The organism is Cytobacillus solani (genome assembly GCF_006704205.1).
Lineage (GTDB): Bacteria > Bacillota > Bacilli > Bacillales > Cytobacillaceae > Cytobacillus > Cytobacillus solani.
Genome location: NZ_CP041305.1, coordinates 1,733,188 through 1,758,685 on the forward strand (window position 1 = coordinate 1,733,188; position 25,498 = coordinate 1,758,685).

Below are 25,498 nucleotides of genomic sequence, written 5' to 3' on the forward strand. Positions count from 1 at the left end.
TATTTGCTCATTTTCTTCATTCTAACATTAAGGACATCTCTGAAAGGAGCTTCTATATGTTAAAAATATTCCGTATACTCGTCCCTTCAATGCTAATTATGATGCTCGCAGGCTGTGGCTCAGGTGAAGCTGGCGGCAATAATTTGGATTATGAACAAACAAAGAAAATGATTGTGGATATACTAAAAACAGATGATGGCAAAAAAGCAATACAGGAGCTAATGGAAGATGACAAAATGAAGCAGAAGCTTGTAATGGACCAAACGGTTGTTTCAGAAACGATCGAAAGGACATTAACCTCGGATAAGGGAACAGAATTTTGGAAAAAGTCCTTTGAAGATCCTAAATTTGCTGAAAGCATTGCAAAAAGCATGAAAAAAGAAAATGAAAAGCTTTTAAAGGATCTAATGAAGGATCCTGAATACCGCGGAATGATGATAGAAGTTTTAAAAGATCCTGAATTAGAAAAAGAAGTCACTAATGTATTAAAAAGCAAGGAATATCGTGAACATTTGCAGACCGTTGTCACTGAAACATTTGAGAGTCCGCTCTTTAAGGCAAAAATCCAAGAAATTCTCCTAAAAGCCGCTAGTGAAGTAAAAAGCGGTGAAAAAGGAGGAGAAAGCGGAGAGCAAAGTGATAAAGAGCAAGGCGGTGATCAAGGTGGAGGCCAGAGTGGCCAAGGCGGCAGCTAATCCCAAGAAAAAAACCTCTTTTCACAAAGTGAAAAGAGGTTTTTTTATTTGCCTTCAAGAGAATAAACGACTTTCTGTGCAATTTCAGTATAAATTTTTCCCAACCTATGATCTTCTTGATATACAGAAGGAGCAAACTCCTTTTCATCCCAGTCTGGTTGTTGAAGAGGCAGCTGACCTAAAACGTCTGTTTTTAATTCTTCAGCAAGTTTCTGTCCTCCGCCTTGACCGAAGACATATTCCTTCTCACCCGTAAGCTTACTTTCAAAATAAGCCATGTTTTCAATAACACCTAAAATTTCATGTTCAGTTTTTATGGCCATCGCACCAGCTCGAGCAGCAACAAATGCAGCAGTTGGATGTGGAGTAGTAACAACGATTTCTTTACAAGCTGGAAGCATTGTATGAACATCCAGTGCCACATCACCTGTTCCAGGAGGTAAATCAAGTAATAAGTAATCAATGTCTCCCCATTCTACTTCATTGAAAAAGCTATTAAGCATTTTTCCAAGCATTGGGCCTCTCCATATAATTGGAGCATTGTCTTCAACAAAGAAACCCATAGAAATGACTTTTACACCAAAACGATCAACCGGAATAATCTTCTCTCCTCTTACAACAGGGCGTGTCGTAATCCCCATCATATCAGGCACACTAAATCCGTAAATATCAGCATCAATCAAGCCGACCTTTTTCCCTAATCGTGCTAATGAGACTGCAAGGTTCACCGAAACAGTAGATTTCCCAACTCCACCCTTTCCACTCGCAATCGCAATAAAGGTCGTCTTGCTATCAGGAGACAGCAACCCTTTATCTTCTTCTTTCACCGCTTGACGATACTGGGCTAATACAGATTCCGGCAGTTCACTAAACCGGATACCAACAGTTGCTGCACCTGCTTCCTTTAACAAATTCACAATTTGTGTTTGAAGCTGTAGCTGCTCAGCACTACCTGTTTTTGCAATTAATATCTTTACACTTACATGATTTTTATCTTCCTTGATTTTCACTTCATCAATGGCACCGAGTTCACCTAGTGTTTTATGTATAAATGGCTCTTGAACTCCACTTAAAACTTCTCTAATATTTTGTTCCGTTAACATACTAGCACCTGCCTTTATGAATTCGTTTCCATTAAAGTATAACATAATGTTAGTGCGCTACAGTTAATTCTATCACACCTTATCAAATTAAAACCAATACTCGTACTTCCTATAAATTTTCAATTAATCGGTTTCTTTAGAGCACAAAAAAAGATGCCTTTTAGCATCTTTTATTCCTCTTCCTTTAATTCTTTTTCATCGGAAAAATACCTGAGAATCCCCATATATATCGAGGCTGCTACTTTATTCTGGTATTGCTCTTTCTTCAAATTTTCTTTTTCAGCTGGATTGGATAAAAAGCCTACTTCCACTAAAGCGCCAGGAATTTCAGCGTTTTTTAAGATATATACATTATTTAATTTCTTTGCTTTTCGATTCGTGTTTTCTAAGTTTCGTCTTAGTTCATCCTGTATAAACTTTGCCGCCCTTGCGTTTTCATCTTTATGAGATGCATAGAAGGTCTGTGCGCCGCTCCAGCGTGAAGAAGGAATCGCATTTAAATGAATGCTCGCAAAAAACTCAGCCCCTGACGTATTAATCAGTTCGAGGCGCTTCTTTAAATCCTCTACTTTTCGTCTGCTATATCCTCTTGTGCCATCTGGAGCCAGGTCACGATCATCTTCTCTCGTTAAAATGACAAGCGCTCCCTGTTCTTGAAGATATTCTCTCACCTTCAGTGTCACATCAAGGGCAATTTCCTTCTCAAGTGCATCCTCGTCCCCTGCTCCGCCATCTGGACCACCATGACCTGGATCAAGTAAAATAATCTTCCCAGTTAACGGCAAATGCCATGATTCCCAAGAATCCTCTTCTGAAAAATCATATTGCAAAATTAAAAATAGGACGATAAGTCCAATGGCGAATGCCGCAGCTTTTAATTTTTTCATATTCCCTGTCAACCTCCCGCTCGTCCTCCATTAAAATATATGGGACAAGGTAAAGAGATAGAACTAGGAAACACAGTAGTTAGGAGCGAAATTAATGAAGACGGAGTTTATGTCTCCTTTGACCTTTTTGAAACCCCTCCATCCACCAGGTATTTACATATTCCTCACATAAGTAATAGAGAGATTCACTTATTATTCCTTCTTCCCCATGACCCCAATATAAGAGGAAGTTGTAAAGTGTATCTGAAAAATGCTGTATCTCGTATCGGCAACGATTTCTTACGTCTTCCGCAGGTTCGCCATATAATCCAAATCGGCTAAAATGAGCACCTAATAAATACGCTTCAATCGCTACATCATAGCAAGCTTCTTCAATCCCAGCATTCATCATAAGCCCAGATACAAATCTTGAGGATCCAAAATGATGCTGAACTTTTTCCTTTAATGCCTTTATAGAAATTTCCTTTAAAATGGACTTTTCATATTTAATTTGCTTTTCACGTTTCTTTTCTGCAAAGGTTGTAATTACATTCATGCCTTCCCACCTCTTAATGATAGTCTTTAACCGCAAAAGGAGAGACATACAAAAATGCAGACGCTTTTGTCTGCCAATTTTGTATAAATCCTTCAAAAAAATTCTTTATGTAATCATTTTTTGATTAAAAAGTAAAATTCCGCAATACAATCAATATGCTTGTCCTATTCAAAGTTTGATTCAATTCATACCTTATAGATGAAAGAGCTCTTTCAAAACTATTCGAAGGAGGAAAAACAAATGGCTGAAACTAGAGGATATGGAAATGGAAATGGCAGCACCTTTGTGCTAATTGTCATATTGTTCATATTGTTGATCATTATTGGCGCTGTATTTTAAAGGAATAGGAGCAGTATCAATCTAATAGCGATACGAGTTGCATCAAAATGAATGAGGCTGACTTATTAGGGGATATAATAAGTCAGCCTTTTTTTATTCATTTTCATTATTCTTATTTAATTCATATAGATCTCCCGCAATTTTTGCCATCTTTAACAGTTTTTCTAGATTAAAGCTATTGAGAAAACTAAAAGGATGTTTAGCTGGCTCTGATGGTTGAAATTCCTTAGTGGATTTAATGTTTTCTAACTTGTCGTTTATTTGGGTCATTTCAATTAATAATTTATTTACATTTTCACGTTGTATTTGTGTAGATTCGTTTATGCTTGAGATTTCATTGACTAGTCTAATCAATATTTCCTCATTTTGTGATGGAGCTTTTCCCACCTTTTCTCGACCTTGCATTTGTTCCATAATTAAATTTAATGCCTCTCCTTGCCTGACTAACTCCTTTAATAGTATTTCTTTATAATCGCCTTCGCTCATTCACATGAACCCCTTTCTTATTAATTGTAAGGACGCTTAACTTAGTATCAATCCATTGAACGAGTTTTCTATTTTTAAGCTTGTCCGGGTTATCATATGTTGAACAATGGCAAGTTGTATAGATAAAAGCTATGTCTCCTCACGAAAATTCTAATTTTATATAAAAAAGACCCCCAACCAAATTGGTTGAGAGTCTTTGAAAAGTTGATATTAACGTTTTGAGAACTGAGGTGCACGACGAGCGCCTTTAAGACCGTATTTTTTACGTTCTTTCATACGAGCGTCACGAGTTAATAGACCTGCAGCTTTTAGTGTTGGACGGTATCCTGGATCAGCTTGAAGTAACGCACGAGCGATACCGTGGCGAATTGCGCCAGCTTGACCAGTGTATCCTCCACCATTAACATTTACATGTACATTATAGCTGCCTTGTGTTTCAGTAGCTACAAGCGGTTGATTTACAACTGCACGCAATGCTGCAAATGGGATATAATCTTCAATTTCACGACCGTTGATAATAATTTGACCATCGCCTGGAACTAAACGAACTCGTGCAACGGAGCTCTTACGACGACCAGTACCAATATATTGAACCTGTGCCAAGTTAATAACCTCCCCTAAAAATTATCCACGAAGTTCGTAAACTTCAGGTTGTTGTGCTTGGTGCTTATGTTCAGCGCCAGCATATACGTGTAATTTCTTGAACATTTGACGACCAAGAGAATTCTTTGGAAGCATGCCTTTAATAGCAAGCTCTAACATTCTCTCAGGGTAGTTTGTACGCATTTCATTAGCAGTTCTAGTTTTTAAACCACCTGGGTGTAAGCTGTGACGGTAGTAAATCTTGTCAGTAAGCTTTTTACCAGTTAAGTGGATTTTTGAAGCATTAAGAATAATTACATGATCACCAGTATCAACATGTGGTGTATAAGTTGGTTTATGTTTACCACGTAGGATTGATGCAACTTCACTAGCAAGACGACCTAAAGTTTTGCCTTCAGCATCAACTACGTACCATTTACGCTCGATATTGTTTGCATTCGCCATAAACGTTGTACGCATCAATTTTCCCTCCTAAAATTTCCATTATTCATTCATTTGGTTTCATTTATCTTAGACACAATAAGTTCCGGGGCTTATCGTGGTTTTAATAACAATACCTTTGCTATGATACACTTTTCATCGACTAATGTCAATAAAATGTTACGCCAGGTTTAGTTGTTTTAATGTTTTTTTATAATGACACCTATTTTCACTTCAATAATGCACTTCCCATAAATACAAACCTTGTGCCGGCGCTGTTTTCCCTGCATATACACGATCCCTTTTTTCAAGTATATCTGGTATGGATCCGGGAGAAATATCACCTGCACCCACCCCTAGAAGCGTCCCCACTAAAATGCGAACCATATTATACAAAAAACCATTTCCGACGAAGCGGAAAATCAGCATATCTCCCTCTTCTACCACTTCTATCTTACGTATTTCACGTACCTTATCAACAACATCTGTTTTAGCTGAGCAAAAGCTTGTAAAGTCATGTTCTCCAATCAAAAAGGGGACAGCTTCATTAACTTTCTTAATATCTAAAGAATATGGATACTGATAAGCGTAATTTCGTTTAAATGGGCTGCGCTGCAAGGAACGATAAACGAAATAACGATATTCCTTCCCTTTTGCATCAAAACGGGCATGAAAATCATCGGCAGCCATTTCTGTATGAATGATGGCGATATCTTCCGGTAACAGCGTATTTAACGCAACCTCCCACTTTTCCAAAGGAATCTTAAGAGGGGAGTCAAAATGAATCACCTGCCCCCTTGCATGAACGCCAGCATCCGTTCTGCCCGAAGCACTAACCTTGACATCCATATCTTTATGAAGCTTTCTAAGCGCCTTCTCCACTTCACCTTGCACTGTCCGCTTATTTGGCTGGACTTGATAGCCAGCAAATTGTGTACCATCATAAGAAATTATACATTTATATCTTTGCATCACATTGCTCCATTACGTTCGAAATAGGACTAATAAAGCTGTTAAAATTCCAAGAAATACGAGCATTGAAGTATCCTTAATCCCCCAGCTAAGCTGCCTGTACTTCGTCCTGCCTTCTCCGCCTCTGTAGCCCCTTGCTTCCATCGCTGTAGCAAGCTCTTCTGCCCTTTTAAAGGAATTGACAAAAAGCGGGATCAATAGGGGGATAATCGCCTTCACTCTATCTTTAATCGGCCCGCTAGAGAAGTCGACTCCTCTAGCTGTTTGTGCCTTCATGATCTTATCTGTCTCTTGCATCAAGGTCGGTATAAAGCGAAGCGAAATGGACATCATGAGAGCAAGCTCATGTACAGGAAATTTTACTTTATTTAACGGATGAAGTAAGTTCTCTAATCCATCTGTTATTTCAATCGGCGTCGTCGTTAATGTAAGAATCGATGTCATCAATATAAGTAGGAAGAAGCGTAAGGATATGAAAATCCCCTGCCTTAAACCTTCTTCATAGATGGAGAACCAGCCAGCTTGAAATAAGAGTTCCCCTTCCTTTGTTAAAAACAAATGCAAGAGCAATGTAAAAAGTACAAGCCATAGTACAGGCTTCAGTCCCGATATAATAAACCGAAAGGGCACTTTAGATAAAGAAATCATTACCAATGTATAAATCGCTAATAATCCATATGTTAGGCTATTATTTGCGATAAAAACAATACAAACAAATAAAAAGATGATCACTAGCTTTGAACGCGGATCCATGCGGTGAATCAGCGATTGAGCAGGAACATAACGGCCAAAAATCATCTTCTCCATCATTTCTGCCCACCCCCCTTTAGTAAAGAGGCAATTTCCTTAGTTAGCATCTCCACAGTTAAACAAGTTTGCGAAAACTTTATATGAAAGGTTTCTTCGATTTTTTGCTGGAAGCGTACGACCTCAGGCACATCTAACCCAAGCTGCATCAAGCCTTCAGGAGAAGTGAAAATTTCCTCTGGCGTTCCTTTCTTATACACTTCCCCATTTTGCATAATAACAATGTGGTCTGCGTATTTAGAAGCATCCTCCATACTATGTGTGACTAGCACAGTCGATAGTTTTCTCTCAATATGAAGAGCATGGAACATATCCATAATTTCCTTTCTCCCGCGTGGATCAAGTCCTGCAGTCGGCTCGTCCAGTACGATAACATCTGGTTCCATTGCTAACACACCAGCAATGGCTACTCTGCGCATTTGACCGCCAGATAGGTCGAACGGGGATTTGCTCAATATCTCTTCAGAAAGTCCGACTTGTTTAATTGCTACCTTTGCCCTTCTCTGCGCTTCTTCCATCGTTACGCCAAAATTCATCGGTCCGAAGCAAATATCTTTTTCAACCGTTTCTTCAAACAATTGATGCTCTGGAAACTGAAAAACGATACCTACCTTCTGCCGTACTTCCTTTAAATTTTTTTGCTTTTTATCTGCCGTGACTTCTTTATCCCCAATGACAACTTTACCTGCAGTTGGCTTTAATAAGGCATTCAAATGCTGCAAGACCGTTGATTTCCCGGAGCCTGTATGGCCAATAATCGCTAGAAAGGTTCCTGATGGAATATTAATAGACACATCCTTAATGGCAAGGCGTTCAAAAGGGGTTTTAGCCTGATAACGGTATTCTACTTTTTGTAGTGAGATGTCCATAACTCTGCCACCAACTCTTCTTCTGATAAAAAATGCCTAGATAGTGAAACCCCTTGTTCCTTTAGAAGCTTACTCAATTTAACTGGGAATGGAATGTCCAAGCCAAGTTGAACAAGTTCTTCATCCAATTGAAATATTTCTTTCGGACTACCTTCCCGGTAAAGTTCCCCTTTATTCATTACAATGATCCGATCCGCCTTTACTGCCTCTTCTAAATCATGCGTAATCGAAATGACTGTCATATGGTGGTTCTCTTTTAACTCTCTAACCGTCTCCAAAACCTCTTCTCTACCTCTTGGATCAAGCATCGAGGTTGCTTCATCCAAAATAATAATCGAAGGTCTAAGTGCGATGACACCAGCAATAGCCACTCTTTGCTTCTGGCCACCGGATAGATGGTGCGGCTCTTGATCAAGAAATTGAGCCATTTTTACCTTTTCCAGCGAATACTTGACTCTTTCTAGCATTTCTTCTCGAACAATTCCGTTATTTTCTAAACCAAAAGCCACATCATCCTTTACAGTTGTTCCAACAAATTGGTTATCAGGATTTTGAAAGACCATACCAATCTTTTTTCTTATCTCCCATACTGATTCCTCTGTAAGAAGCATCCCATTCACCTTAATTGAACCTTCTTGAGGAAAGTGTAACCCATTTAATAGCTTAGCGAGGGTTGATTTACCAGAACCGTTATGACCGACTAATGCTAGCCATTCGCCCTCATATATATCAAAAGAAACATTTCTTAGTGCAAACCCAGTCTCTAAAGCATACTGAAATGAAATATTATCTAATTGAACTAGCTTTTCTTTACTCAAAGCAGCTCCTCCTCTCAACTTACTCTTCTCTATTCTAAACTGTTCTCCTAACCAATCAAAACAAATTTATAAATAAAAAACCCGCCATTTTTGGCGAGCTTCAATAGCAAAGACAGTAAATTTATCAAAAAAATATATTAAAAGACCATTACAAACAAGAAAAGCGCTAATTTCCAAATCTGCTATTCGAGCTTATAAAATGTCAATACTGTCCCTATTTAAGCCCATTCAACAGTATCCTATTTAAAAAAGCCCGCACCTTCCCGAAAAACAGGCCTCCACCTGCTTAGCGCTAAGACAAATATAAATCGGAAAGGTGCAAGAAGAGCTAGACGCGACATGATCTTAGAAAGCTTATGCATATGCATAAATCATACACCTGTAATTTGTGTATGAACGAATCATGCCCATCGTAACACTCACTTTGGCTACTTCCTTACAGAAGTTTGTTCTATTACAGAAAAAGGGCAAAGAACAAACTGTCCTGCCCTTCATCCGAATAGAAATTAAACTAACTCGATAATTACCATTGGTGCACCGTCACCGCGACGAGGTCCAAGTTTCATAATACGAGTATATCCACCTTGACGTTCTTCATAACGAGAAGCGATATCGCTGAATAATTTTTGAACTGCATCTTGCTTTGTTTCAGCGTTAGCTACCTCATTACGTACGAATGCAGCTGCTTGACGACGAGCATGCAAATCGCCACGTTTTCCAAGAGTGATCATTTTTTCAACAACTGAACGAAGTTCTTTCGCACGAGCTTCAGTTGTTTCAATACGCTCATTGATGATTAAATCTGTTGCTAAGTCACGTAGCATAGCTTTACGTTGAGAGCTAGTACGTCCTAACTTTCTGTATCCCATGAAAGTTTCCCTCCTTTGTTGAAGTCATTCTTAAGCCGATAAGCTACAAGAATTATGACAGGTTAACAAACGTTAACTAATCAATCATCTTTACGTAAGCCTAATCCAAGCTCTTCTAGTTTGTGTTTAACTTCCTCAAGAGACTTTCTGCCTAAGTTACGTACCTTCATCATATCTTCTTCCGTCTTATTAGCTAATTCTTGAACGGTATTGATACCAGCACGTTTTAAACAGTTATATGAACGAACAGAAAGATCTAGTTCTTCAATGGTCATCTCAAGTACTTTTTCTTTTTGATCTTCTTCTTTTTCAACCATGATTTCAGCATTTTGAGCTTCATCAGTTAATCCAACGAAAATATTCAAATGCTCAGTTAAGACTTTCGCACCAAGTGCAACAGCATCTTGTGGACCTGTACTTCCATCAGTCCAAACATCGAATGTTAACTTATCATAGTTAGTCATTTGTCCTACACGTGTATTTTCAACCTGATAAGACACACGTGAAACTGGTGTGTAAATAGAATCGATAGGAATAACACCAATCGGCTGATCTTCTCTTTTGTTCTGAACAGCTGGCGTATATCCACGGCCTCTTCTTGCAGTTAGACGCATGCGTAAATGACCATTAGCACCTAAAGTCGCAATGTGTAAATCAGAATTAAGGATTTCTACATCACTATCATGGGTAATGTCAGCAGCATGAACAACGCCTTCACCTTTTACATCAATTTCAAGAGTTTTCTCTTCATCAGAGTAAATTTTTAGTGCAAGTTTCTTAATGTTTAAAATGATAGATGTTACATCTTCTACGACGCCTTCAATTGTTGAGAACTCATGAAGTACCCCATCAATTTGAATCGATGTGACTGCGGCACCTGGGAGTGAGGATAAAAGGATACGACGTAAGGAGTTACCCAAAGTAGTACCATATCCACGCTCAAGCGGCTCTACGACGAACTTCCCGTACTTGGCATCATCGCTGATCTCAACCGTTTCGATTTTTGGTTTTTCTATTTCGATCATGAAAATATACCCTCCTTCAAAACGTCGAAACCCCGGTTAGCATACTAACCGAAATTCCCCCATGTATACGTTCCCGTTTTGTGCACAACAACTGGAATAATTATCCTGTATAAACATAAAACATTTACATCATATCCCATTATAGACAAGGATACAAATTCTATACAGAAAAATTAAACACGGCGGCGTTTTGGTGGGCGACATCCGTTATGTGGAACTGGAGTCACGTCTCTGATAGCAGTTACTTCAAGACCAGCAGCTTGTAGCGCACGAATAGCCGCTTCACGTCCTGCACCAGGTCCCTTAACAGTTACTTCAAGAGATTTCATTCCGTGTTCCATAGATGACTTCGCTGCAGTTTCTGCTGCCATTTGAGCTGCGAAAGGAGTAGATTTACGTGAACCTTTAAATCCTAGCGCACCAGCACTTGACCAAGAAAGTGCATTCCCATGAGCGTCAGTAATAGTTACAATTGTGTTATTAAAAGTAGAACGAATGTGTGCAACACCTTGTTCAATATTCTTTTTCACACGACGTTTACGTGTATTAGTTTTGCGTGCCATTTAAAGTACCTCCTTTACCGATTATTTCTTCTTGTTCGCTACAGTCTTACGAGGACCTTTGCGTGTGCGAGCGTTATTTTTAGTGTTTTGTCCGCGAACCGGTAAACCACGGCGATGACGTAGACCACGATAGCTTCCGATCTCCATTAAACGCTTAATGTTAAGTGAAACCTCACGACGAAGGTCACCTTCAACCTTTAGCTTATCGATGACTTCACGGATTTTATTTAACTCATCTTCTGTTAAATCACGAACACGAGTGTCTTCAGAAACACCAGCTTCTGCTAATACTTTCTGAGCAGTATTTTTACCAATCCCATAGATGTAAGTTAATGAGATTACTACACGTTTTTCACGTGGAATATCTACACCAGCAATACGTGCCATAAATTAGCGCACCTCCTTGTTATTAACCTTGTTTTTGTTTATGTTTAGGGTTTTCACAGATAACCATAACTTTTCCACGTCTGCGGATAACTTTGCACTTTTCGCAGATCGGTTTAACAGATGGTCTTACTTTCATTATCCTAACCTCCTTAATAGTACGGAGTGCAATGGTTATTTAAAACGATAAGTGATTCTTCCGCGAGTTAAATCATATGGAGATAGCTCCACAGTAACTTTATCTCCTGGTAAAATACGAATAAAATGCATGCGGATCTTACCAGAAACATGAGCCAACACCGTATGACCATTTTCTAATTCTACTTTAAACATGGCATTTGGCAAAGTATCAACCACTGTGCCTTCAATTTCAATTACATCGTCTTTCGCCATCAAACAGTCTCCTTTCTTTATTCAAATACGAACTCATTTATCTTTGCAAAAGCAAAGCTTGTTTTCCATCATTACACGCCGGATTTTTCGAGAAATATATTTGAAACTAACAACCTTATGATTATAGCACAGAAACGGAACAAAATTGAAATGATATATTTAAATACAAACAATTACACAATTGTAAGTATCTCATACCCATTTTCAGTAATGGTAATCGTATGTTCAAAATGAGCACACATTTTCCCGTCAATTGTTACGACTGTCCAGTTGTCAGTCAATGTTTTCACATATCGGCTTCCTGCATTCACCATTGGTTCAACAGCAAGTACCATACCCGGTTTTAGTCGTGGACCTTTGTTTGGGGGACCATAATGAGGAATTTGCGGGTCCTCATGTAAGTTCTGTCCTACTCCATGACCAACATACTCGCGTACAATGGAAAAACCATTCTGTTCCGCATATGTTTGAATAGCATGTGAGATGTTCGATAGACGCTCACCTGGCTTTGCTTCCTTAAGGCCAATAAACAATGACTCTTCTGTGACGTCAAGAAGACGCCTCGTTTCATCATCAATTGTACCTACAGGATAAGTCCAAGCAGAGTCACCATGATAACCGTTATATTTAGCACCAATATCTACGCTGATAATGTCGCCGTCTCTCAACACCCGACTACCAGGTATGCCATGAACAAGTTCATTATTTACTGAAGTACAAATGCTGCCAGAGAAGCCATTATAGCCTTTAAACGAAGGAATTGCATTCGCTTTACGAATAAATGTATCAGCGATATGATCTAATTCTTTTGTTGTTATTCCAGGAGCAATATGTTTTTTCAGTTCTTGGTGAGTCAATGCTACAATTTTGCCGGCCTCACGCATGATCTCAATTTCACGCGGCGTTTTGCAAATAATCATTCATGCAAGCCCCCGAGTAAACGATCCAGATCAGTAAATACTTTATCGATATCCTGCTGGCCATCAATATTGCGTAAATACCCTTTTGCTTCATAAAAATCAAGCAAAGGCTTTGTTTGTTTGATATTCACATCAAGTCGAGTCTTAACCGTAGCCTCATTATCATCCGCACGCTGATACAGTTCCCCGCCACAGCGATCACATTCATCCACTTTTGCTGGAGGATTAAATACAAGATGATACGTGGCACCACAATCTTTACAGATCCGGCGACCAGTCAAGCGCTCCATAAGAATATCTTGATCCACATCAATATTAATGACAAAATTAATTTTTTTATTCAATTCTGCAAGAATATTTTCAAGTGCGTCTGCTTGAGGAACCGTTCTTGGAAATCCATCAAGCAAGAAACCCTTCTCACAATCATCCTTGCTTAATCGTTCACGAACAATACCGATTGTCACTTCATCAGGAACAAGCTCGCCTTTGTCCATGAAAGATTTTGCTTTCAGGCCTAGTTCCGTTTCATCCTTAATGGCTGCACGAAACATATCACCTGTTGAAATATGAGGGATGCCATACTTGTCGACAATCTTCTCGGCTTGTGTACCTTTACCGGCACCGGGGAGCCCCATTAATACTAAATTCATATGAATTCCCCCTTAAATCTAATTGGCTTATAGGGAACCTTTTCATGTCCCCTAAAAACCAAATTATTTGATAAACCCTTTATAATGACGTTTAACAAGCTGTGATTCAAGCTGTTTCATCGTATCTAGCGCAACACCAACAACGATGAGCAAGCCTGTTCCTCCAATTTGAGCTGAATCTGGCAATCCTGCGATATTGATGAAGAACATCGGCAAAATTGAGATGGCTGTAAGAAAGAGAGCACCTACAATTGTTAAACGATACAAAACACGAGTCAAATATTCCTGCGTACTTTTCCCTGGTCTAATGCCTGGAATGTAACCGCCCTGCTTCTTCAAGTTATCAGCCACTTGTTCTGGATTCACTTGAATGAAAGCATAGAAATAAGTAAAAGCAATAATTAATGCACTATAGATGATCATTCCGACAGGTGTCGTATAATCAAATACTCTTTGAATCCACAAAGTGACATCATTTTGCTCTAAGAAACCGGCAACAGTTCTTGGCGTAATGATGAATGACATAGCAAAGATAACTGGAATAACCCCAGCTGCATTAACTTTTAATGGTAAGTGAGTGTTTTGACCACCAACTGGATTTCTCCCAGCTGTTACACGCTTGGCGTACTGAATTGGAATCTTTCTTAATGCCTGTTGGATGAAAATAGTACCAACAACAATAGCAACAACTGCAAGGAGAATTAATACAACAGTAACGATTTGAAGGAAAATTTGCTCTCCAGCATTTTCAAACTTCTGTGCATAGATCTGGTTAATAATTGACGGTATACCAGCTACGATACCAGCGAAAATGATAATGGAAATTCCATTTCCAACGCCCTTTTCAGTAATTTGTTCCCCTAACCACAATAGAAATGCAGTTCCAGCAGTTAGTACAGTTGCAATAAGAAGATAGGAAGCAATTCCAGGGTTTTCAATCAACTGACCATTTGCAAGGTTATTAAAACCATAAGACATACCAAGAGCTTGGATGAAACCAAGCACGATAGTAAAGTAGCGGGTAAACTGAGCTAATTTACGGCGTCCAACTTCTCCCTGCTTTGACCATTCCGTAAACTTTGGCACAACGTCCATTTGCAGTAACTGAATGATGATTGATGCCGTAATATATGGCATAATTCCCATCGCAAGTATCGAGAAGTTAAGAAGTGCACCACCGCCAAAAGTATTTAAAAGACCGAATGCATTTAATTCATCCTGGGCTTGTAAAAGGCCGGCATTCACACCTGGTACTGGTATGAAAGTACCGATGCGAAATACGACCAGCATTAAAAGGGTGTATATGATTTTTCTTCTTATATCACCCACGCGCATAAAATTGGAGATAGTCTGAAACATTAAATCACCTCAGTTTGACCGCCGGCAGCTTCAATCGCTTCCTTCGCAGCAGAGGAGAATTTATGAGCTTTAACTGTAAGCTTTTTCTCAACTTTGCCTTTAGCAAGAATTTTAATTCCTGCTTTTTCATTACTTACTACCCCAGTTTCGACAAGAAGAACTGGTGTTACTTCAGTTCCATCTTCAAAACGGTTTAGTGCATCAAGGTTCACTACTGCGTATTCCTTACGGTTAACATTCGTAAAACCACGTTTTGGTAAACGTCTGAATAAAGGTGTTTGACCACCCTCAAAACCAGGACGAACACCGCCACCTGAACGAGCGTTTTGACCTTTATGACCTTTACCAGCAGTTTTACCGTTACCAGAACCGATTCCTCGGCCCTTACGCTTACGTTCTTGACGTGAACCCTCTGCAGGCTTTAATTCATGAAGTTTCATGTTGGCACCTCCTTATTTTGTAGAAGAGTGAAATTTAGTTTTCTTTTACCGTAACAAGGTGAGCAACTTTGTTGATCATACCGCGAATAGCAGGATTATCTTGATGCTCAACTGTTTGGTGCATTTTGCGTAAACCAAGAGCTTTAACTGTTTCGCGTTGGTCTTGCGGACGACCAATCACGCTGCGAGTGAGGGTAATTTCTAGTTTATTCGCCATTTGATTTCCCTCCTTATCCTAACAGTTCTTCTACTGATTTTCCACGTAATTTAGCTACGTCCTCAGCACGTTTTAATTGTTGCAAACCATCCAATGTTGCACGAACCATGTTGATTGGTGTGTTTGTTCCTAAAGATTTAGAAAGGATATCACCAACACCAGCTAGTTCAAGCACCGCACGAACTGGTCCACCAGCAATAACACCAGTACCTTCATATGCAGGCTTTAAAAGAACTTCACCAGCACCAAAGTTTCCAATTACTTGGTGAGGAATGGATGTTCCAACCATTGGTACTTCGATTAAGTTTTTCTTCGCATCTTCAATCGCTTTACGAATTGCTTCAGGTACTTCTTGTGCTTTACCAGTACCAAAACCGACATGGCCGTTTTTGTCGCCCACTACTACAAGAGCAGAGAAACGGAAACGACGTCCACCTTTAACAACCTTCGCTACACGATTAACTGTAACTACGCGTTCTTCAAGTTCAAGTTTGTTTGGATCAATACGACGCATCTTTTTGTGTCCCTCCTTTATCTATTAAAATTCTAATCCATTTTCACGAGCCGCGTCAGCTAATGCTTTTACACGACCATGATAAAGGTATCCTCCGCGATCAAAAACGATAGTTTTAATACCCTTTTCTACTCCACGTTTTGCAACTAATTCTCCGACCTTAACTGCTGCATCAACGTTGCCTGTAGATTCTAGATTGATTTCTTTATCTAATGTAGAAGCACTTGCTAAAGTAACTCCCTTAACATCATCAACTAATTGAGCATAGATATGCTTATTAGAGCGGAACACATTTAAACGAGGACGAGCTTCAGTTCCAGAAAGCTTAGCACGTACACGGCCATGTCTTTTCTTACGAACTGCATTTTTGTCAGCCTTCGTAATCATTTAAGTCACTCCTTTCGTTTACTTATGCGGCATTACTTACCAGTTTTACCTTCTTTACGACGCACATATTCGCCTTCATAACGGATACCTTTTCCTTTGTAAGGCTCTGGAGGACGAACATCACGAATATTAGCTGCTAAAGCACCAACACGTTCTTTGCTGATTCCTTTAACGATAATCTTCGTATTTGATGGTACTTCAACCTCGATACCTTCTTCAGGTTCCATTTCAACAGGATGAGAGTAACCAACATTAAGGATAAGCTTCTTACCTTGTTTTTGAGCACGGTAACCGACACCAATAAGCTCAAGACCTTTTTCAAAGCCTTTAGAAACACCTTCAACCATGTTAGATAATAATGCACGAGTTGTACCATGGATTGTACGGTGTTCTTTTGATTCAGATGGACGAGAAACCGTTAATACGTTCTCCTCTACTTGAATCATCATATCAGGATGGAATGAACGAGTAAGTTCACCCTTTGGTCCTTTTACAGTAACTGTGTTTTTATCGTTAGTGATTGTAACGCCAGTTGGAATTTCAATCGGTTTTTTACCTATACGAGACATTTATTGCACCTCCATTCATTAAGAAACTCTTTTACCAAACGTATGCTAGTACTTCTCCGCCAACTTGTTTAGCGCGAGCTTCTTTATCTGTAAGAACTCCTTGAGAAGTAGAAACTAGTGCGATTCCAAGGCCGTTAAGTACACGTGGTACTTCGTCAGCTTTTGCGTATACACGAAGACCTGGTTTACTGATACGTTTAAGACCAGTAATTACACGCTCGTTGTTTGAGCCGTATTTTAAGAAAATGCGGATAATGCCTTGCTTATTGTCTTCGATAAACTCAACATCACGCACGAAACCTTCACGCTTAAGGATTTCAGCAACTTCTTTTTTAATATTAGAAGCAGGAACTTCTAATTTTTCGTGACGAACCATATTCGCATTACGGATGCGAGTAAGCAAGTCTGCAATTGGATCTGTCATGACCATTGTTTTTACCTCCTTCCCACACTTGGGTTTTTACCAGCTAGCTTTTTTCACGCCAGGAATTTGACCTTTATATGCTAATTCACGGAAACAAATACGACAAAGCTTAAATTTACGGTATACAGAATGTGGACGTCCGCAACGTTCGCAACGTGTGTATTCTTGTACCTTATGTTTAGGCGTGCGTTTTTGTTTCGCAATCATTGACTTTTTAGCCACGTTTTCGCCTCCCTCTATTTAGCGATTACTTTTGGAATGGCATTCCGAATTGAGTTAAAAGTTCACGAGCTTCTTCATCAGTATTAGCTGTAGTTACGATAACGATATCCATACCACGAACTTTGCTTACTTTATCGTAATCAATCTCAGGGAAGATTAATTGCTCTTTAACACCTAGAGTATAGTTTCCACGGCCGTCAAATGACTTCTTAGAAATCCCACGGAAGTCACGAACACGCGGAAGAGATACAGAGATTAATTTGTCGAAGAACTCATACATACGCTCTCCACGAAGTGTAACTTTCGCACCGATTGGCATACCTTCACGTAGACGGAAGCCAGCGATAGAGTTTTTTGCACGAGTTACTACTGGTTTTTGTCCAGTAATTAATGCTAATTCTTCCACCGCATTATCAAGTACTTTTGAGTTTTGAACAGCATCACCAACACCCATATTAATAACGATTTTATCAATTACAGGCACTTGCATTACTGATGTATAGTTAAACTTGCTCATTAGAGCAGGAGTAATTTCTTTTGTATATTTTTCTTTTAGGCGGTTCATTCATTGTACCTCCCTTCTTCTTTAAACTATTTATCTAGAACTTCACCGGATTTTGTTGCTACACGTACTTTTTTGCCATCAACCGTTTTATAGCCTACACGAGTTGGTTCACCAGACTTAGGGTCTACAGGCATAACGTTTGATACATGAATAGGAGCCTCTTGGTTAATGATTCCGCCCTGCGGATTCACTTGAGAAGGCTTAGAGTGTTTCTTAACAATGTTTACTCCTTCAACAAGAACTCGATCTTGTTTAGGGAACGCTGCAAGAATTACGCCCGTTTTGCCTTTATCTTTACCAGAGATGATCATAACTTTGTCACCTTTTTTCACATGCATCAGTAAGCACCTCCTTAAAGGCAATTTAGTTAGTATTATAATACTTCTGGAGCTAAAGAAACAATTTTCATGAAGTTGTTGTCACGTAGTTCACGAGCAACTGGTCCGAAGATACGAGTTCCACGAGGGCCCTTGTCATCACGAATAATTACACATGCGTTTTCATCAAAACGAATGTAAGTACCGTCATTACGGCGTACACCGCTCTTTGTACGAACAACTACTGCTTTAACAACATCACCTTTTTTAACAACGCCACCTGGTGTTGCTTGTTTCACTGTACAAACGATAATATCACCAATATTAGCTGTTTTGCGGCCAGAGCCACCAAGAACTTTGATTGTAAGTACTTCACGAGCACCAGAGTTGTCAGCAACTTTCAAACGTGATTCTTGTTGAATCATGAGTGTAACCTCCCTTCGGAATAAGCCTTTTTCCGAACAATTAGATAATAACTGCTTTTTCTACCACTTCTACAAGACGGAAGCGTTTTGTAGCTGAAAGCGGACGAGTTTCCATAATACGGACGATATCGCCAGTTTTTGCAAGATTTTGCTCATCATGAGCTTTGAATTTTTTAGAGTACTTAACGCGTTTACCATATAAAGGGTGTTTTTTGTAAGTTTCAACTAAGACAGTAACGGTCTTATCCATCTTATCTGAAACAACACGCCCAGTGTAAACTTTGCGTTGGTTGCGTTCACTCATTGTGCGAACCTCCTCTCAATATCACTTAGTAAAACCAATTTCTCTTTCACGAATAACAGTTTTCATACGAGCAATCGACTTACGTACTTCACGAATACGAGCTGTATTTTCAAGCTGTCCTGTCGCCAATTGAAAGCGAAGATTGAATAACTCTTCTTTTAATGATTTGACTTTTTGTTCAATTTCGGCAGTGGTAAGGTCACGAATATCATTAGCTTTCATTTGATTCACCACCAATTTCTTCTCGTTTTACAAACTTACACTTAACAGGAAGTTTGTGTGCTGCAAGACGTAAAGCTTCACGAGCGATCTCTTCAGAAACACCTGCGATTTCAAACATTACTTTACCAGGTTTTACAACTGCTACCCATCCTTCAGGAGCACCCTTACCGGAACCCATTCGGACTTCAAGAGGCTTCGCAGTGTATGGCTTATGCGGGAATATCTTAATCCAAACTTTACCGCCACGTTTCATGTAACGAGTCATCGCAATACGAGCTGATTCAATTTGACGGTTCGTAATCCAAGAAGCTTCTGTTGCTTGTAGACCGAATTCACCAAATGTTACTTCAGTACCGCCCTTTGCTTGACCGCGCATTTTTCCACGATGTTGACGACGATATTTTACGCGCTTTGGCAATAACATATTATTTGCCTCCTTCCCCAGTTTTCTTCTTAGTAGGAAGGACCTCTCCACGATAGATCCATACTTTTACGCCTAATTTACCGTAAGTTGTATCAGCTTCAGCTGTAGCATAATCGATATCAGCACGAAGAGTATGAAGTGGAACTGTTCCTTCGCTATAGCTTTCCGAACGTGCTATATCAGCACCGCCTAAACGGCCAGATACCATTGTTTTGATACCTTTAGCACCAGCACGCATTGCACGTTGAATCGTTTGTTTTTGAGCACGACGGAAAGAAACACGGTTTTCTAATTGACGAGCAATGTTTTCCGCTACTAATTTCGCGTCGATGTCAGCTTTTTTGATTTCAAGAATATTGATGTGTACACGTTTGCCAGTAAGTGAGTTAAGCGCCTTACGAAGTGCTTCTACCTCAGTACCACCTTTACCGATAACCATACCTGGCTTCGCAGTGTGAATAGTGATATTAAGACGATTTGCAGCACGTTCGATTTCCACTTTAGAAACAGAAGCATCATTTAGACGCTTTGTGATGTACTCACGTACTTTAAGGTCTTCGTGTAAAAGATCAGCATAGTCTTTGCCTGCGTACCATTTAGATTCCCAATCACGGATAACTCCGATACGCAAACCGACTGGATTTACTTTTTGACCCACTGATTACCCCTCCTTCTTTTCTGATAAAACGATAGTAATATGACTAGTACGTTTGTTGATTTGGCTTGCACGGCCTTGTGCACGAGGACGGAAACGTTTTAATGTTGGTCCTTCGTCAACAAATGCTTGAGTAACTACTAAATTATTAACGTCCATTTCGTAGTTGTGCTCAGCGTTGGCTAATGCAGATTTTAAAACCTTCTCTACGATTGGAGAAGCAGCTTTTGGCGTTAAGTTTAAAATCGCTACTGCTTCACCTACTTGCTTACCTCGAATTAAATCTACGACTAAACGAGCTTTACGAGGAGCAATACGAACTGTTCTTGCAACAGCTTTAGCTTGCATATGAATGCCCTCCTCTCATTAACGTCTTGTTTTCTTATCATCATTGCCATGGCCTTTGTATGCACGAGTTGGAGCAAATTCTCCAAGCTTGTGGCCTACCATGTCTTCAGTAACGTATACAGGCACATGTTTACGACCATCGTAAACAGCAATTGTGTGTCCGATGAATTGCGGGAAGATCGTAGAACGGCGAGACCAAGTTTTTACAACTTGTTTGCCCTCAGTTTCATTTAGCTTTTCGATCTTTGTCATTAAATGTTCATCAACAAAAGGTCCTTTTTTTAAGCTGCGACCCATGATTGAACCTCCCTTCGCGATTGTTCTACGGTCCGACTTTGGAACCGTAGTTCAATCCCGTTATTTTTTGCGGCGACGCACGATAAATTTATCTGATTTATTATTTTTCTTACGTGTTTTGTATCCAAGAGTTGGTTTACCCCATGGAGTCATTGGTGATTTACGTCCGATTGGTGAACGTCCTTCCCCACCACCGTGTGGGTGATCGTTAGGGTTCATTACAGAACCACGAACAGTTGGGCGTTTACCTAACCAGCGTGAACGTCCTGCTTTACCAATGTTGATAAGTTCGTGTTGTTCATTACCCACTTGACCAACAGTTGCACGGCAAGTAGCAAGAATCATACGAACCTCACCAGAGTTCAAACGAACAAGTACGTATTTGCCTTCTTTACCAAGAACCTGCGCAGAAGTACCTGCTGAACGTACTAATTGTCCACCTTTACCAGGTTTTAATTCAATGTTGTGGATAACTGTACCCACTGGAATGTTTGCAAGTGGTAGTGCATTACCCACTTTAATATCTGCTTCCGGTCCAGACATTACTTCCATGCCCACTTCTAAATTCTTAGGTGCAAGGATGTAACGCTTTTCTCCGTCAACGTAGTTAATTAATGCAATGTTTGCTGAACGGTTTGGATCATACTCGATTGTAGCAACGCGTCCTGGAATGCCATCTTTGTTACGTTTAAAATCGATTAAACGGTATTGACGCTTATGACCGCCACCTTGATGACGAACTGTTAACTTACCTTGGTTGTTACGGCCGCCTTTACGGTGTAAAGGAGCAAGTAATGACTTTTCTGGAGTGCTTGTAGTAATTTCAGCAAAGTCAGATGATGTCATATTACGTCGACCGTTTGTGGTAGGTTTATACTTTTTAATCGCCATTTCGTTTCCCTCCTTTTCTCGTCAATGTATTAAGCTTCGAAAAACTCGATTTCTTGACTATCAGTTGTTAATTTCACAATTGCTTTACGACGTTTGTTTGTGTAGCCGCCGAATTTACCCATACGCTTGAATTTACCTTTGTAATTCATGATGTTGACCTTATCAACTTTCACGCCAAAGATTGCTTCAACAGCATCCTTAACTTGAGTTTTATTGGCTTTAACATCAACCTCAAACGTATATTTCTTTTCAGCCATAAGATCAGTAGAACGTTCAGTGATTACGGGGCGCTTAATGATATCGCGTGCATCCATTATGCAAGCACCTCCTCTACTTTTTCAACCGCTGCCTTCGTCATGATTAACTTATCATGATTTAAAACATCCAACACATTGATTCCAGAAGCTGTTACAACTGTTACACCAGGGATGTTACGAGCAGATAGTGCTACATTTTCATCTAGGTCAGCTGTAACGATTAACGCTTTTGTATCAACAGAAAGTCCTTTAAGTACACCTTTAAAGTCTTTTGTTTTTGGAGTTTCGAAAGCAAGGTTTTCTAATACTAATACATTTTCACCTAATACTTTAGAAGATAATGCAGATTTAATAGCTAAGCGACGAACTTTTTTAGGAAGCTTGTAGCTATAGCTGCGTGGCACAGGACCAAATACAGTACCACCTCCGCGCCATTGTGGAGAACGGATAGAACCTTGACGTGCACGGCCTGTTCCTTTTTGGCGCCACGGCTTACGTCCACCGCCTGCTACTTCAGAACGAATTTTAGTTTTATGAGTTCCTTGACGTAAAGAAGCTCTTTGCATAACAACTGCTTCAAATAATACATGGTTGTTAGGCTCGATTCCAAATACTGTTTCATTAAGTTCGATTTCTCCAACCTTTGATCCAGCTTGGCTGTATAATGCTACTTTCGGCATTCTTTATTCCTCCTTTCCGACTTATTACTATGCTTTTACCGCACTTTTAATTTTTAGCATTGCTTTTTTAGCACCTGGTACATTTCCTTTAATAAGTAAAAGATTGCGTTCAACATCAACTTTTACAATTTCAAGGTTTTGAACAGTTACTTGATCTCCACCCATACGTCCAGGTAATAATTTACCCTTGAATACACGGTTTGGAGCTACAGGACCCATTGAACCTGGGCGACGGTGGTAACGAGAACCGTGAGCCATTGGTCCGCGAGATTGTCCGTGACGCTTAATAGCACCTTGGAAACCTTTACCCTTTGAGATTCCTGTTACATCAACAGTTTCACCTGCTGCAAAAATATCAACTTTGACTTCTTGACCAACTTCATAATCTCCTAAATTCACTCCACGTAATTCACGAACGAAGCGCTTAGGAGCAGTGTTAGCTTTTGCAACATGTCCTTTTTCAGGTTTGTTAGATAACTTTTCACGTTTATCTTCAAATCCAACTTGGATTGCTTCATAGCCATCAGTTTCAACTGATTTCTTTTGAAGAACAACGTTAGAAGCTGCCTCAACAACTGTTACCGGGATAAGTTCACCGTTTTCAGCAAACACTTGAGTCATACCAATCTTTCTTCCTAAGATTCCTTTGGTCATATCAGTCACACCTCCTAGATTGTTAGTTAAATTTATTCATTAAAGTTTAATTTCGATATCTACACCAGATGGTAAGTCTAAACGCATTAGCGAATCAACTGTTTGTGGTGTTGGGTTAATGATGTCGATTAGACGTTTATGCGTACGCATTTCGAATTGCTCACGAGAATCTTTATACTTATGAACCGCACGAAGGATTGTGTAAATAGACTTTTCAGTCGGTAGTGGAATCGGACCAGAAACAGCCGCACCAGAACGTTTTGCAGTCTCAACAATCTTTTCAGCAGATTGATCAAGGATTCTGTGATCATACGCTTTTAAACGAATACGAATTTTTTGTTTTGCCATTATTTTCCCTCCTTTTCGCCTATTTTCAAATAGACATTCTCAGTGAAAATTTCCCACACACTCGCCATGGCAAAGCGGCCGGGTGTGTCAGCAACCTTTCACATCATCGCAGTCAAAGACCAACATTGTCTATTATACAGAAATTAATAATGAAATGCAATAGCTTCACATAATTTCTTTTTGTTTTGCACACTTGTATTATTATAGCGGCAACATGGTACTTTTTCAAGTCTCTACGAATAAACCAATTATTTCAAATTAGCTTTTTCAATCGCTATGCAACTATAATTCTCTGTTTAAACTGAGTGCAATTATTATAGAAGAAACACGACTAAAATCAATCTTTCCCAATAAAAAAACCAGATGGATCGTCACCCATCTGGTTTTTGAGTTCAATTATTCAATGATTGTAGCAACAACGCCAGCGCCTACTGTACGTCCACCTTCACGAATTGAGAACTTAGTTCCTTCTTCGATAGCGATTGGAGCAATAAGCTCTACGTGCATTTCAATGTTGTCTCCAGGCATAACCATTTCTACGCCTTCAGGAAGGTTACAAATACCAGTTACGTCAGTTGTACGGAAGTAGAACTGAGGACGGTAGTTTGTGAAGAATGGAGTGTGACGTCCACCTTCTTCTTTTGATAATACATAAACTTCTGCTTTGAACTTTGTGTGAGGCTTGATTGTACCTGGCTTTGCAAGTACTTGACCACGTTGGATGTCTTCACGAGCAACACCACGAAGCAGAGCACCAATGTTGTCTCCAGCTTCTGCATAGTCAAGTAATTTACGGAACATTTCTACACCAGTTACTGTTGTAGATTTTGGTTCTTCTGTAAAACCAGTGATCTCGATAACATCTCCAACTTTAACTACTCCACGCTCAACACGGCCAGTAGCAACAGTTCCACGACCAGTGATTGAGAATACATCCTCAACTGGCATCATGAATGGCTTTTCAGTATCACGAGCTGGGTTTGGAACGTACTCATCAACAGCAGCCATAAGTTCGATAATTTTCTCTTCCCATTCAGCTTCACCTTCAAGAGCTTTAAGAGCTGAACCTTTAACAACTGGAATGTCATCGCCAGGGAATTCATATTCTGATAATAGATCACGAATTTCCATTTCAACTAATTCAAGAAGTTCTTCATCGTCTACCATGTCACATTTGTTCATGAACACAACAAGGTAAGGTACACCTACTTGACGAGAAAGAAGAATGTGCTCACGAGTTTGTGGCATTGGGCCATCAGCTGCAGATACTACTAGGATACCGCCGTCCATTTGAGCAGCACCAGTGATCATGTTTTTAACGTAGTCAGCATGTCCTGGGCAGTCAACGTGTGCATAGTGACGGTTAGCAGTTTCATACTCAACGTGAGAAGTAGAAATTGTAATTCCACGCTCTTTTTCTTCAGGAGCGTTGTCGATTTGATCGTAACCGCGTGCTTCACCGCCACCTGCTTTTGCAAGTACAGTAGTGATTGCAGCTGTTAATGTAGTTTTACCATGGTCAACGTGTCCGATTGTACCAATGTTAACATGGGGTTTTGAACGGTCGAATTTAGCTTTTGCCATTAGGAAAATCCTCCTTTAAATTATAAAAGTTAAGTATTTGGTGAGCTGCAAAAAGAA

The 25,498-nt window shown here is 39.7% G+C and carries 43 protein-coding genes; 2 read left to right on the forward strand and 41 right to left on the reverse strand.

The genetic code is table 11. The features are described from left to right. Positions 1-56: 56 nt before the first annotated feature. Entirely contained in the window at positions 57-695 is a 639-nt protein-coding gene (gene gerD / locus FI644_RS08865; RefSeq protein WP_053478231.1) for a spore germination lipoprotein GerD, read from the forward strand. A 44-nt stretch (positions 696-739) separates the two neighbouring features. Here gerD and salA read toward each other — a convergent pair whose 3' ends face one another. The 3 genes from salA to FI644_RS08880 form a co-directional block, all read right to left on the reverse strand. Further along, positions 740-1,798 (reverse strand): iron-sulfur carrier protein/transcriptional regulator SalA, encoded by a 1,059-nt coding sequence (gene salA / locus FI644_RS08870; RefSeq protein ID WP_053478294.1) that lies wholly within the window; start codon positions 1,796-1,798, stop codon positions 740-742. A gap of 170 nt (positions 1,799-1,968) precedes the next feature. Beyond that, positions 1,969-2,685 (reverse strand): N-acetylmuramoyl-L-alanine amidase CwlD, encoded by a 717-nt coding sequence (gene cwlD / locus FI644_RS08875; protein WP_053478232.1) that lies wholly within the window; start codon positions 2,683-2,685, stop codon positions 1,969-1,971. Between the two features lie 91 nt (positions 2,686-2,776). Beyond that, positions 2,777-3,220, reverse strand: coding sequence for a YbaK family protein (locus FI644_RS08880; RefSeq protein WP_053478233.1), 444 nt, complete (start codon positions 3,218-3,220; stop codon positions 2,777-2,779). A 240-nt stretch (positions 3,221-3,460) separates the two neighbouring features. Here FI644_RS08880 and FI644_RS08885 point away from each other — a divergent pair, with 240 nt between their 5' ends. Beyond that, complete coding sequence (locus FI644_RS08885; protein ID WP_075209061.1) at positions 3,461-3,559, forward strand: YjcZ family sporulation protein; 99 nt, start codon at positions 3,461-3,463, stop codon at positions 3,557-3,559. Positions 3,560-3,652: 93 nt separating this feature from the next. Here FI644_RS08885 and FI644_RS08890 read toward each other — a convergent pair whose 3' ends face one another. The 38 genes from FI644_RS08890 to tuf all read right to left on the reverse strand — a co-directional run bounded on the left by FI644_RS08890 (position 3,653) and on the right by tuf (position 25,441). Continuing rightward, on the reverse strand, positions 3,653-4,045 hold the full coding sequence (locus tag FI644_RS08890) for a hypothetical protein (RefSeq protein WP_053478234.1): 393 nt from the start codon (positions 4,043-4,045) through the stop codon (positions 3,653-3,655). 210 nt (positions 4,046-4,255) lie between these two features. Then, on the reverse strand, positions 4,256-4,648 hold the full coding sequence (gene rpsI / locus FI644_RS08895) for a 30S ribosomal protein S9 (protein WP_053478235.1): 393 nt from the start codon (positions 4,646-4,648) through the stop codon (positions 4,256-4,258). 21 nt (positions 4,649-4,669) lie between these two features. After that, a complete protein-coding gene (gene rplM, locus FI644_RS08900; RefSeq protein WP_053478236.1) occupies positions 4,670-5,107 on the reverse strand; it encodes a 50S ribosomal protein L13 in 438 nt (145 codons plus the stop codon). A gap of 195 nt (positions 5,108-5,302) precedes the next feature. After that, on the reverse strand, positions 5,303-6,040 hold the full coding sequence (gene truA / locus FI644_RS08905; RefSeq protein WP_053478237.1) for a tRNA pseudouridine(38-40) synthase TruA: 738 nt from the start codon (positions 6,038-6,040) through the stop codon (positions 5,303-5,305). A gap of 12 nt (positions 6,041-6,052) precedes the next feature. Further along, entirely contained in the window at positions 6,053-6,850 is a 798-nt protein-coding gene (locus FI644_RS08910; RefSeq protein WP_053478238.1) for an energy-coupling factor transporter transmembrane component T family protein, read from the reverse strand. After that, a complete protein-coding gene (locus tag FI644_RS08915) occupies positions 6,847-7,716 on the reverse strand; it encodes an energy-coupling factor ABC transporter ATP-binding protein (RefSeq protein ID WP_053478239.1) in 870 nt (289 codons plus the stop codon). The genes FI644_RS08910 and FI644_RS08915 overlap by 4 nt, the downstream gene beginning before the upstream one ends. Further along, entirely contained in the window at positions 7,692-8,534 is an 843-nt protein-coding gene (locus FI644_RS08920) for an energy-coupling factor ABC transporter ATP-binding protein (RefSeq protein WP_053478240.1), read from the reverse strand. Before FI644_RS08920 ends, FI644_RS08915 begins: the two co-directional genes overlap by 25 nt. A gap of 506 nt (positions 8,535-9,040) precedes the next feature. Beyond that, positions 9,041-9,403, reverse strand: coding sequence for a 50S ribosomal protein L17 (gene rplQ, locus FI644_RS08925; RefSeq protein ID WP_053478241.1), 363 nt, complete (start codon positions 9,401-9,403; stop codon positions 9,041-9,043). Between the two features lie 80 nt (positions 9,404-9,483). Continuing rightward, positions 9,484-10,428, reverse strand: coding sequence for a DNA-directed RNA polymerase subunit alpha (locus FI644_RS08930; RefSeq protein ID WP_053478242.1), 945 nt, complete (start codon positions 10,426-10,428; stop codon positions 9,484-9,486). 173 nt (positions 10,429-10,601) lie between these two features. Further along, the gene (rpsK, locus tag FI644_RS08935) at positions 10,602-10,991 is read right to left on the reverse strand and encodes a 30S ribosomal protein S11 (RefSeq protein ID WP_053478243.1); all 390 of its coding nucleotides are present in this window, start codon (positions 10,989-10,991) and stop codon (positions 10,602-10,604) included. A gap of 21 nt (positions 10,992-11,012) precedes the next feature. Beyond that, positions 11,013-11,378, reverse strand: a complete 366-nt coding sequence (gene rpsM, locus FI644_RS08940; protein WP_053478244.1) for a 30S ribosomal protein S13 — start codon at positions 11,376-11,378, stop codon at positions 11,013-11,015. 22 nt (positions 11,379-11,400) lie between these two features. Further along, positions 11,401-11,514 carry a 50S ribosomal protein L36 gene (gene rpmJ / locus FI644_RS08945; RefSeq protein WP_000868344.1) on the reverse strand — a complete coding sequence of 38 codons (114 nt, stop codon included), beginning with the start codon at positions 11,512-11,514 and terminating at the stop codon, positions 11,401-11,403. Between the two features lie 35 nt (positions 11,515-11,549). Then, complete coding sequence (gene infA / locus FI644_RS08950) at positions 11,550-11,768, reverse strand: translation initiation factor IF-1 (protein WP_009336604.1); 219 nt, start codon at positions 11,766-11,768, stop codon at positions 11,550-11,552. A 173-nt stretch (positions 11,769-11,941) separates the two neighbouring features. After that, the gene (map, locus tag FI644_RS08955; RefSeq protein WP_053478245.1) at positions 11,942-12,688 is read right to left on the reverse strand and encodes a type I methionyl aminopeptidase; all 747 of its coding nucleotides are present in this window, start codon (positions 12,686-12,688) and stop codon (positions 11,942-11,944) included. Next, on the reverse strand, positions 12,685-13,338 hold the full coding sequence (locus FI644_RS08960; RefSeq protein WP_053478246.1) for an adenylate kinase: 654 nt from the start codon (positions 13,336-13,338) through the stop codon (positions 12,685-12,687). The genes map and FI644_RS08960 overlap by 4 nt, the downstream gene beginning before the upstream one ends. Before the next feature lie 63 nt (positions 13,339-13,401). Beyond that, positions 13,402-14,697, reverse strand: a complete 1,296-nt coding sequence (gene secY, locus FI644_RS08965) for a preprotein translocase subunit SecY (protein ID WP_053478247.1) — start codon at positions 14,695-14,697, stop codon at positions 13,402-13,404. Next, positions 14,697-15,137: a 50S ribosomal protein L15 gene (rplO, locus tag FI644_RS08970; RefSeq protein WP_053478248.1), complete on the reverse strand. Its 441-nt coding sequence runs from the start codon at positions 15,135-15,137 to the stop codon at positions 14,697-14,699. The genes secY and rplO overlap by 1 nt, the downstream gene beginning before the upstream one ends. Positions 15,138-15,171: 34 nt before the next feature. Then, entirely contained in the window at positions 15,172-15,354 is a 183-nt protein-coding gene (gene rpmD, locus FI644_RS08975) for a 50S ribosomal protein L30 (protein ID WP_053478249.1), read from the reverse strand. Positions 15,355-15,367: 13 nt separating this feature from the next. Continuing rightward, on the reverse strand, positions 15,368-15,868 hold the full coding sequence (gene rpsE, locus FI644_RS08980; protein WP_053478250.1) for a 30S ribosomal protein S5: 501 nt from the start codon (positions 15,866-15,868) through the stop codon (positions 15,368-15,370). A gap of 24 nt (positions 15,869-15,892) precedes the next feature. Then, the gene (gene rplR, locus FI644_RS08985) at positions 15,893-16,255 is read right to left on the reverse strand and encodes a 50S ribosomal protein L18 (RefSeq protein WP_053478251.1); all 363 of its coding nucleotides are present in this window, start codon (positions 16,253-16,255) and stop codon (positions 15,893-15,895) included. 32 nt (positions 16,256-16,287) lie between these two features. Beyond that, positions 16,288-16,824: a 50S ribosomal protein L6 gene (gene rplF / locus FI644_RS08990; RefSeq protein ID WP_053478252.1), complete on the reverse strand. Its 537-nt coding sequence runs from the start codon at positions 16,822-16,824 to the stop codon at positions 16,288-16,290. Positions 16,825-16,855: 31 nt separating this feature from the next. Continuing rightward, entirely contained in the window at positions 16,856-17,254 is a 399-nt protein-coding gene (gene rpsH, locus FI644_RS08995; protein ID WP_053478253.1) for a 30S ribosomal protein S8, read from the reverse strand. A 30-nt stretch (positions 17,255-17,284) separates the two neighbouring features. After that, on the reverse strand, positions 17,285-17,470 hold the full coding sequence (gene rpsN, locus FI644_RS09000; RefSeq protein WP_009336593.1) for a 30S ribosomal protein S14: 186 nt from the start codon (positions 17,468-17,470) through the stop codon (positions 17,285-17,287). A gap of 25 nt (positions 17,471-17,495) precedes the next feature. Next, positions 17,496-18,035 carry a 50S ribosomal protein L5 gene (rplE, locus tag FI644_RS09005; RefSeq protein WP_053478254.1) on the reverse strand — a complete coding sequence of 180 codons (540 nt, stop codon included), beginning with the start codon at positions 18,033-18,035 and terminating at the stop codon, positions 17,496-17,498. A 26-nt stretch (positions 18,036-18,061) separates the two neighbouring features. Continuing rightward, complete coding sequence (rplX, locus tag FI644_RS09010) at positions 18,062-18,373, reverse strand: 50S ribosomal protein L24 (protein WP_053478255.1); 312 nt, start codon at positions 18,371-18,373, stop codon at positions 18,062-18,064. A 35-nt stretch (positions 18,374-18,408) separates the two neighbouring features. After that, the gene (gene rplN / locus FI644_RS09015; RefSeq protein ID WP_053478256.1) at positions 18,409-18,777 is read right to left on the reverse strand and encodes a 50S ribosomal protein L14; all 369 of its coding nucleotides are present in this window, start codon (positions 18,775-18,777) and stop codon (positions 18,409-18,411) included. A 40-nt stretch (positions 18,778-18,817) separates the two neighbouring features. Beyond that, positions 18,818-19,081 (reverse strand): 30S ribosomal protein S17, encoded by a 264-nt coding sequence (gene rpsQ / locus FI644_RS09020; RefSeq protein ID WP_053478257.1) that lies wholly within the window; start codon positions 19,079-19,081, stop codon positions 18,818-18,820. A gap of 21 nt (positions 19,082-19,102) precedes the next feature. Next, positions 19,103-19,303 carry a 50S ribosomal protein L29 gene (rpmC, locus tag FI644_RS09025; RefSeq protein ID WP_053478258.1) on the reverse strand — a complete coding sequence of 67 codons (201 nt, stop codon included), beginning with the start codon at positions 19,301-19,303 and terminating at the stop codon, positions 19,103-19,105. After that, positions 19,293-19,727: a 50S ribosomal protein L16 gene (gene rplP, locus FI644_RS09030; RefSeq protein ID WP_053478259.1), complete on the reverse strand. Its 435-nt coding sequence runs from the start codon at positions 19,725-19,727 to the stop codon at positions 19,293-19,295. Before rplP ends, rpmC begins: the two co-directional genes overlap by 11 nt. Before the next feature lies 1 nt (position 19,728). Continuing rightward, entirely contained in the window at positions 19,729-20,385 is a 657-nt protein-coding gene (gene rpsC, locus FI644_RS09035) for a 30S ribosomal protein S3 (RefSeq protein ID WP_053478260.1), read from the reverse strand. Positions 20,386-20,388: 3 nt separating this feature from the next. Further along, positions 20,389-20,730 (reverse strand): 50S ribosomal protein L22, encoded by a 342-nt coding sequence (gene rplV / locus FI644_RS09040; protein ID WP_053478261.1) that lies wholly within the window; start codon positions 20,728-20,730, stop codon positions 20,389-20,391. Between the two features lie 18 nt (positions 20,731-20,748). Continuing rightward, complete coding sequence (rpsS, locus tag FI644_RS09045) at positions 20,749-21,027, reverse strand: 30S ribosomal protein S19 (RefSeq protein ID WP_049635903.1); 279 nt, start codon at positions 21,025-21,027, stop codon at positions 20,749-20,751. 60 nt (positions 21,028-21,087) lie between these two features. Then, positions 21,088-21,918 (reverse strand): 50S ribosomal protein L2, encoded by an 831-nt coding sequence (rplB, locus tag FI644_RS09050; protein ID WP_053478262.1) that lies wholly within the window; start codon positions 21,916-21,918, stop codon positions 21,088-21,090. A 29-nt stretch (positions 21,919-21,947) separates the two neighbouring features. After that, positions 21,948-22,232, reverse strand: coding sequence for a 50S ribosomal protein L23 (rplW, locus tag FI644_RS09055; protein ID WP_053478263.1), 285 nt, complete (start codon positions 22,230-22,232; stop codon positions 21,948-21,950). Continuing rightward, positions 22,232-22,855, reverse strand: coding sequence for a 50S ribosomal protein L4 (gene rplD / locus FI644_RS09060; protein ID WP_053478264.1), 624 nt, complete (start codon positions 22,853-22,855; stop codon positions 22,232-22,234). The genes rplW and rplD overlap by 1 nt, the downstream gene beginning before the upstream one ends. A 27-nt stretch (positions 22,856-22,882) precedes the next feature. Next, positions 22,883-23,509, reverse strand: coding sequence for a 50S ribosomal protein L3 (rplC, locus tag FI644_RS09065; RefSeq protein WP_053478265.1), 627 nt, complete (start codon positions 23,507-23,509; stop codon positions 22,883-22,885). 39 nt (positions 23,510-23,548) lie between these two features. Further along, the gene (rpsJ, locus tag FI644_RS09070) at positions 23,549-23,857 is read right to left on the reverse strand and encodes a 30S ribosomal protein S10 (RefSeq protein ID WP_009791329.1); all 309 of its coding nucleotides are present in this window, start codon (positions 23,855-23,857) and stop codon (positions 23,549-23,551) included. A 396-nt stretch (positions 23,858-24,253) separates the two neighbouring features. Next, positions 24,254-25,441: an elongation factor Tu gene (gene tuf / locus FI644_RS09075; protein WP_053478266.1), complete on the reverse strand. Its 1,188-nt coding sequence runs from the start codon at positions 25,439-25,441 to the stop codon at positions 24,254-24,256. Between the last annotated feature and the right edge of the window lie 57 nt (positions 25,442-25,498).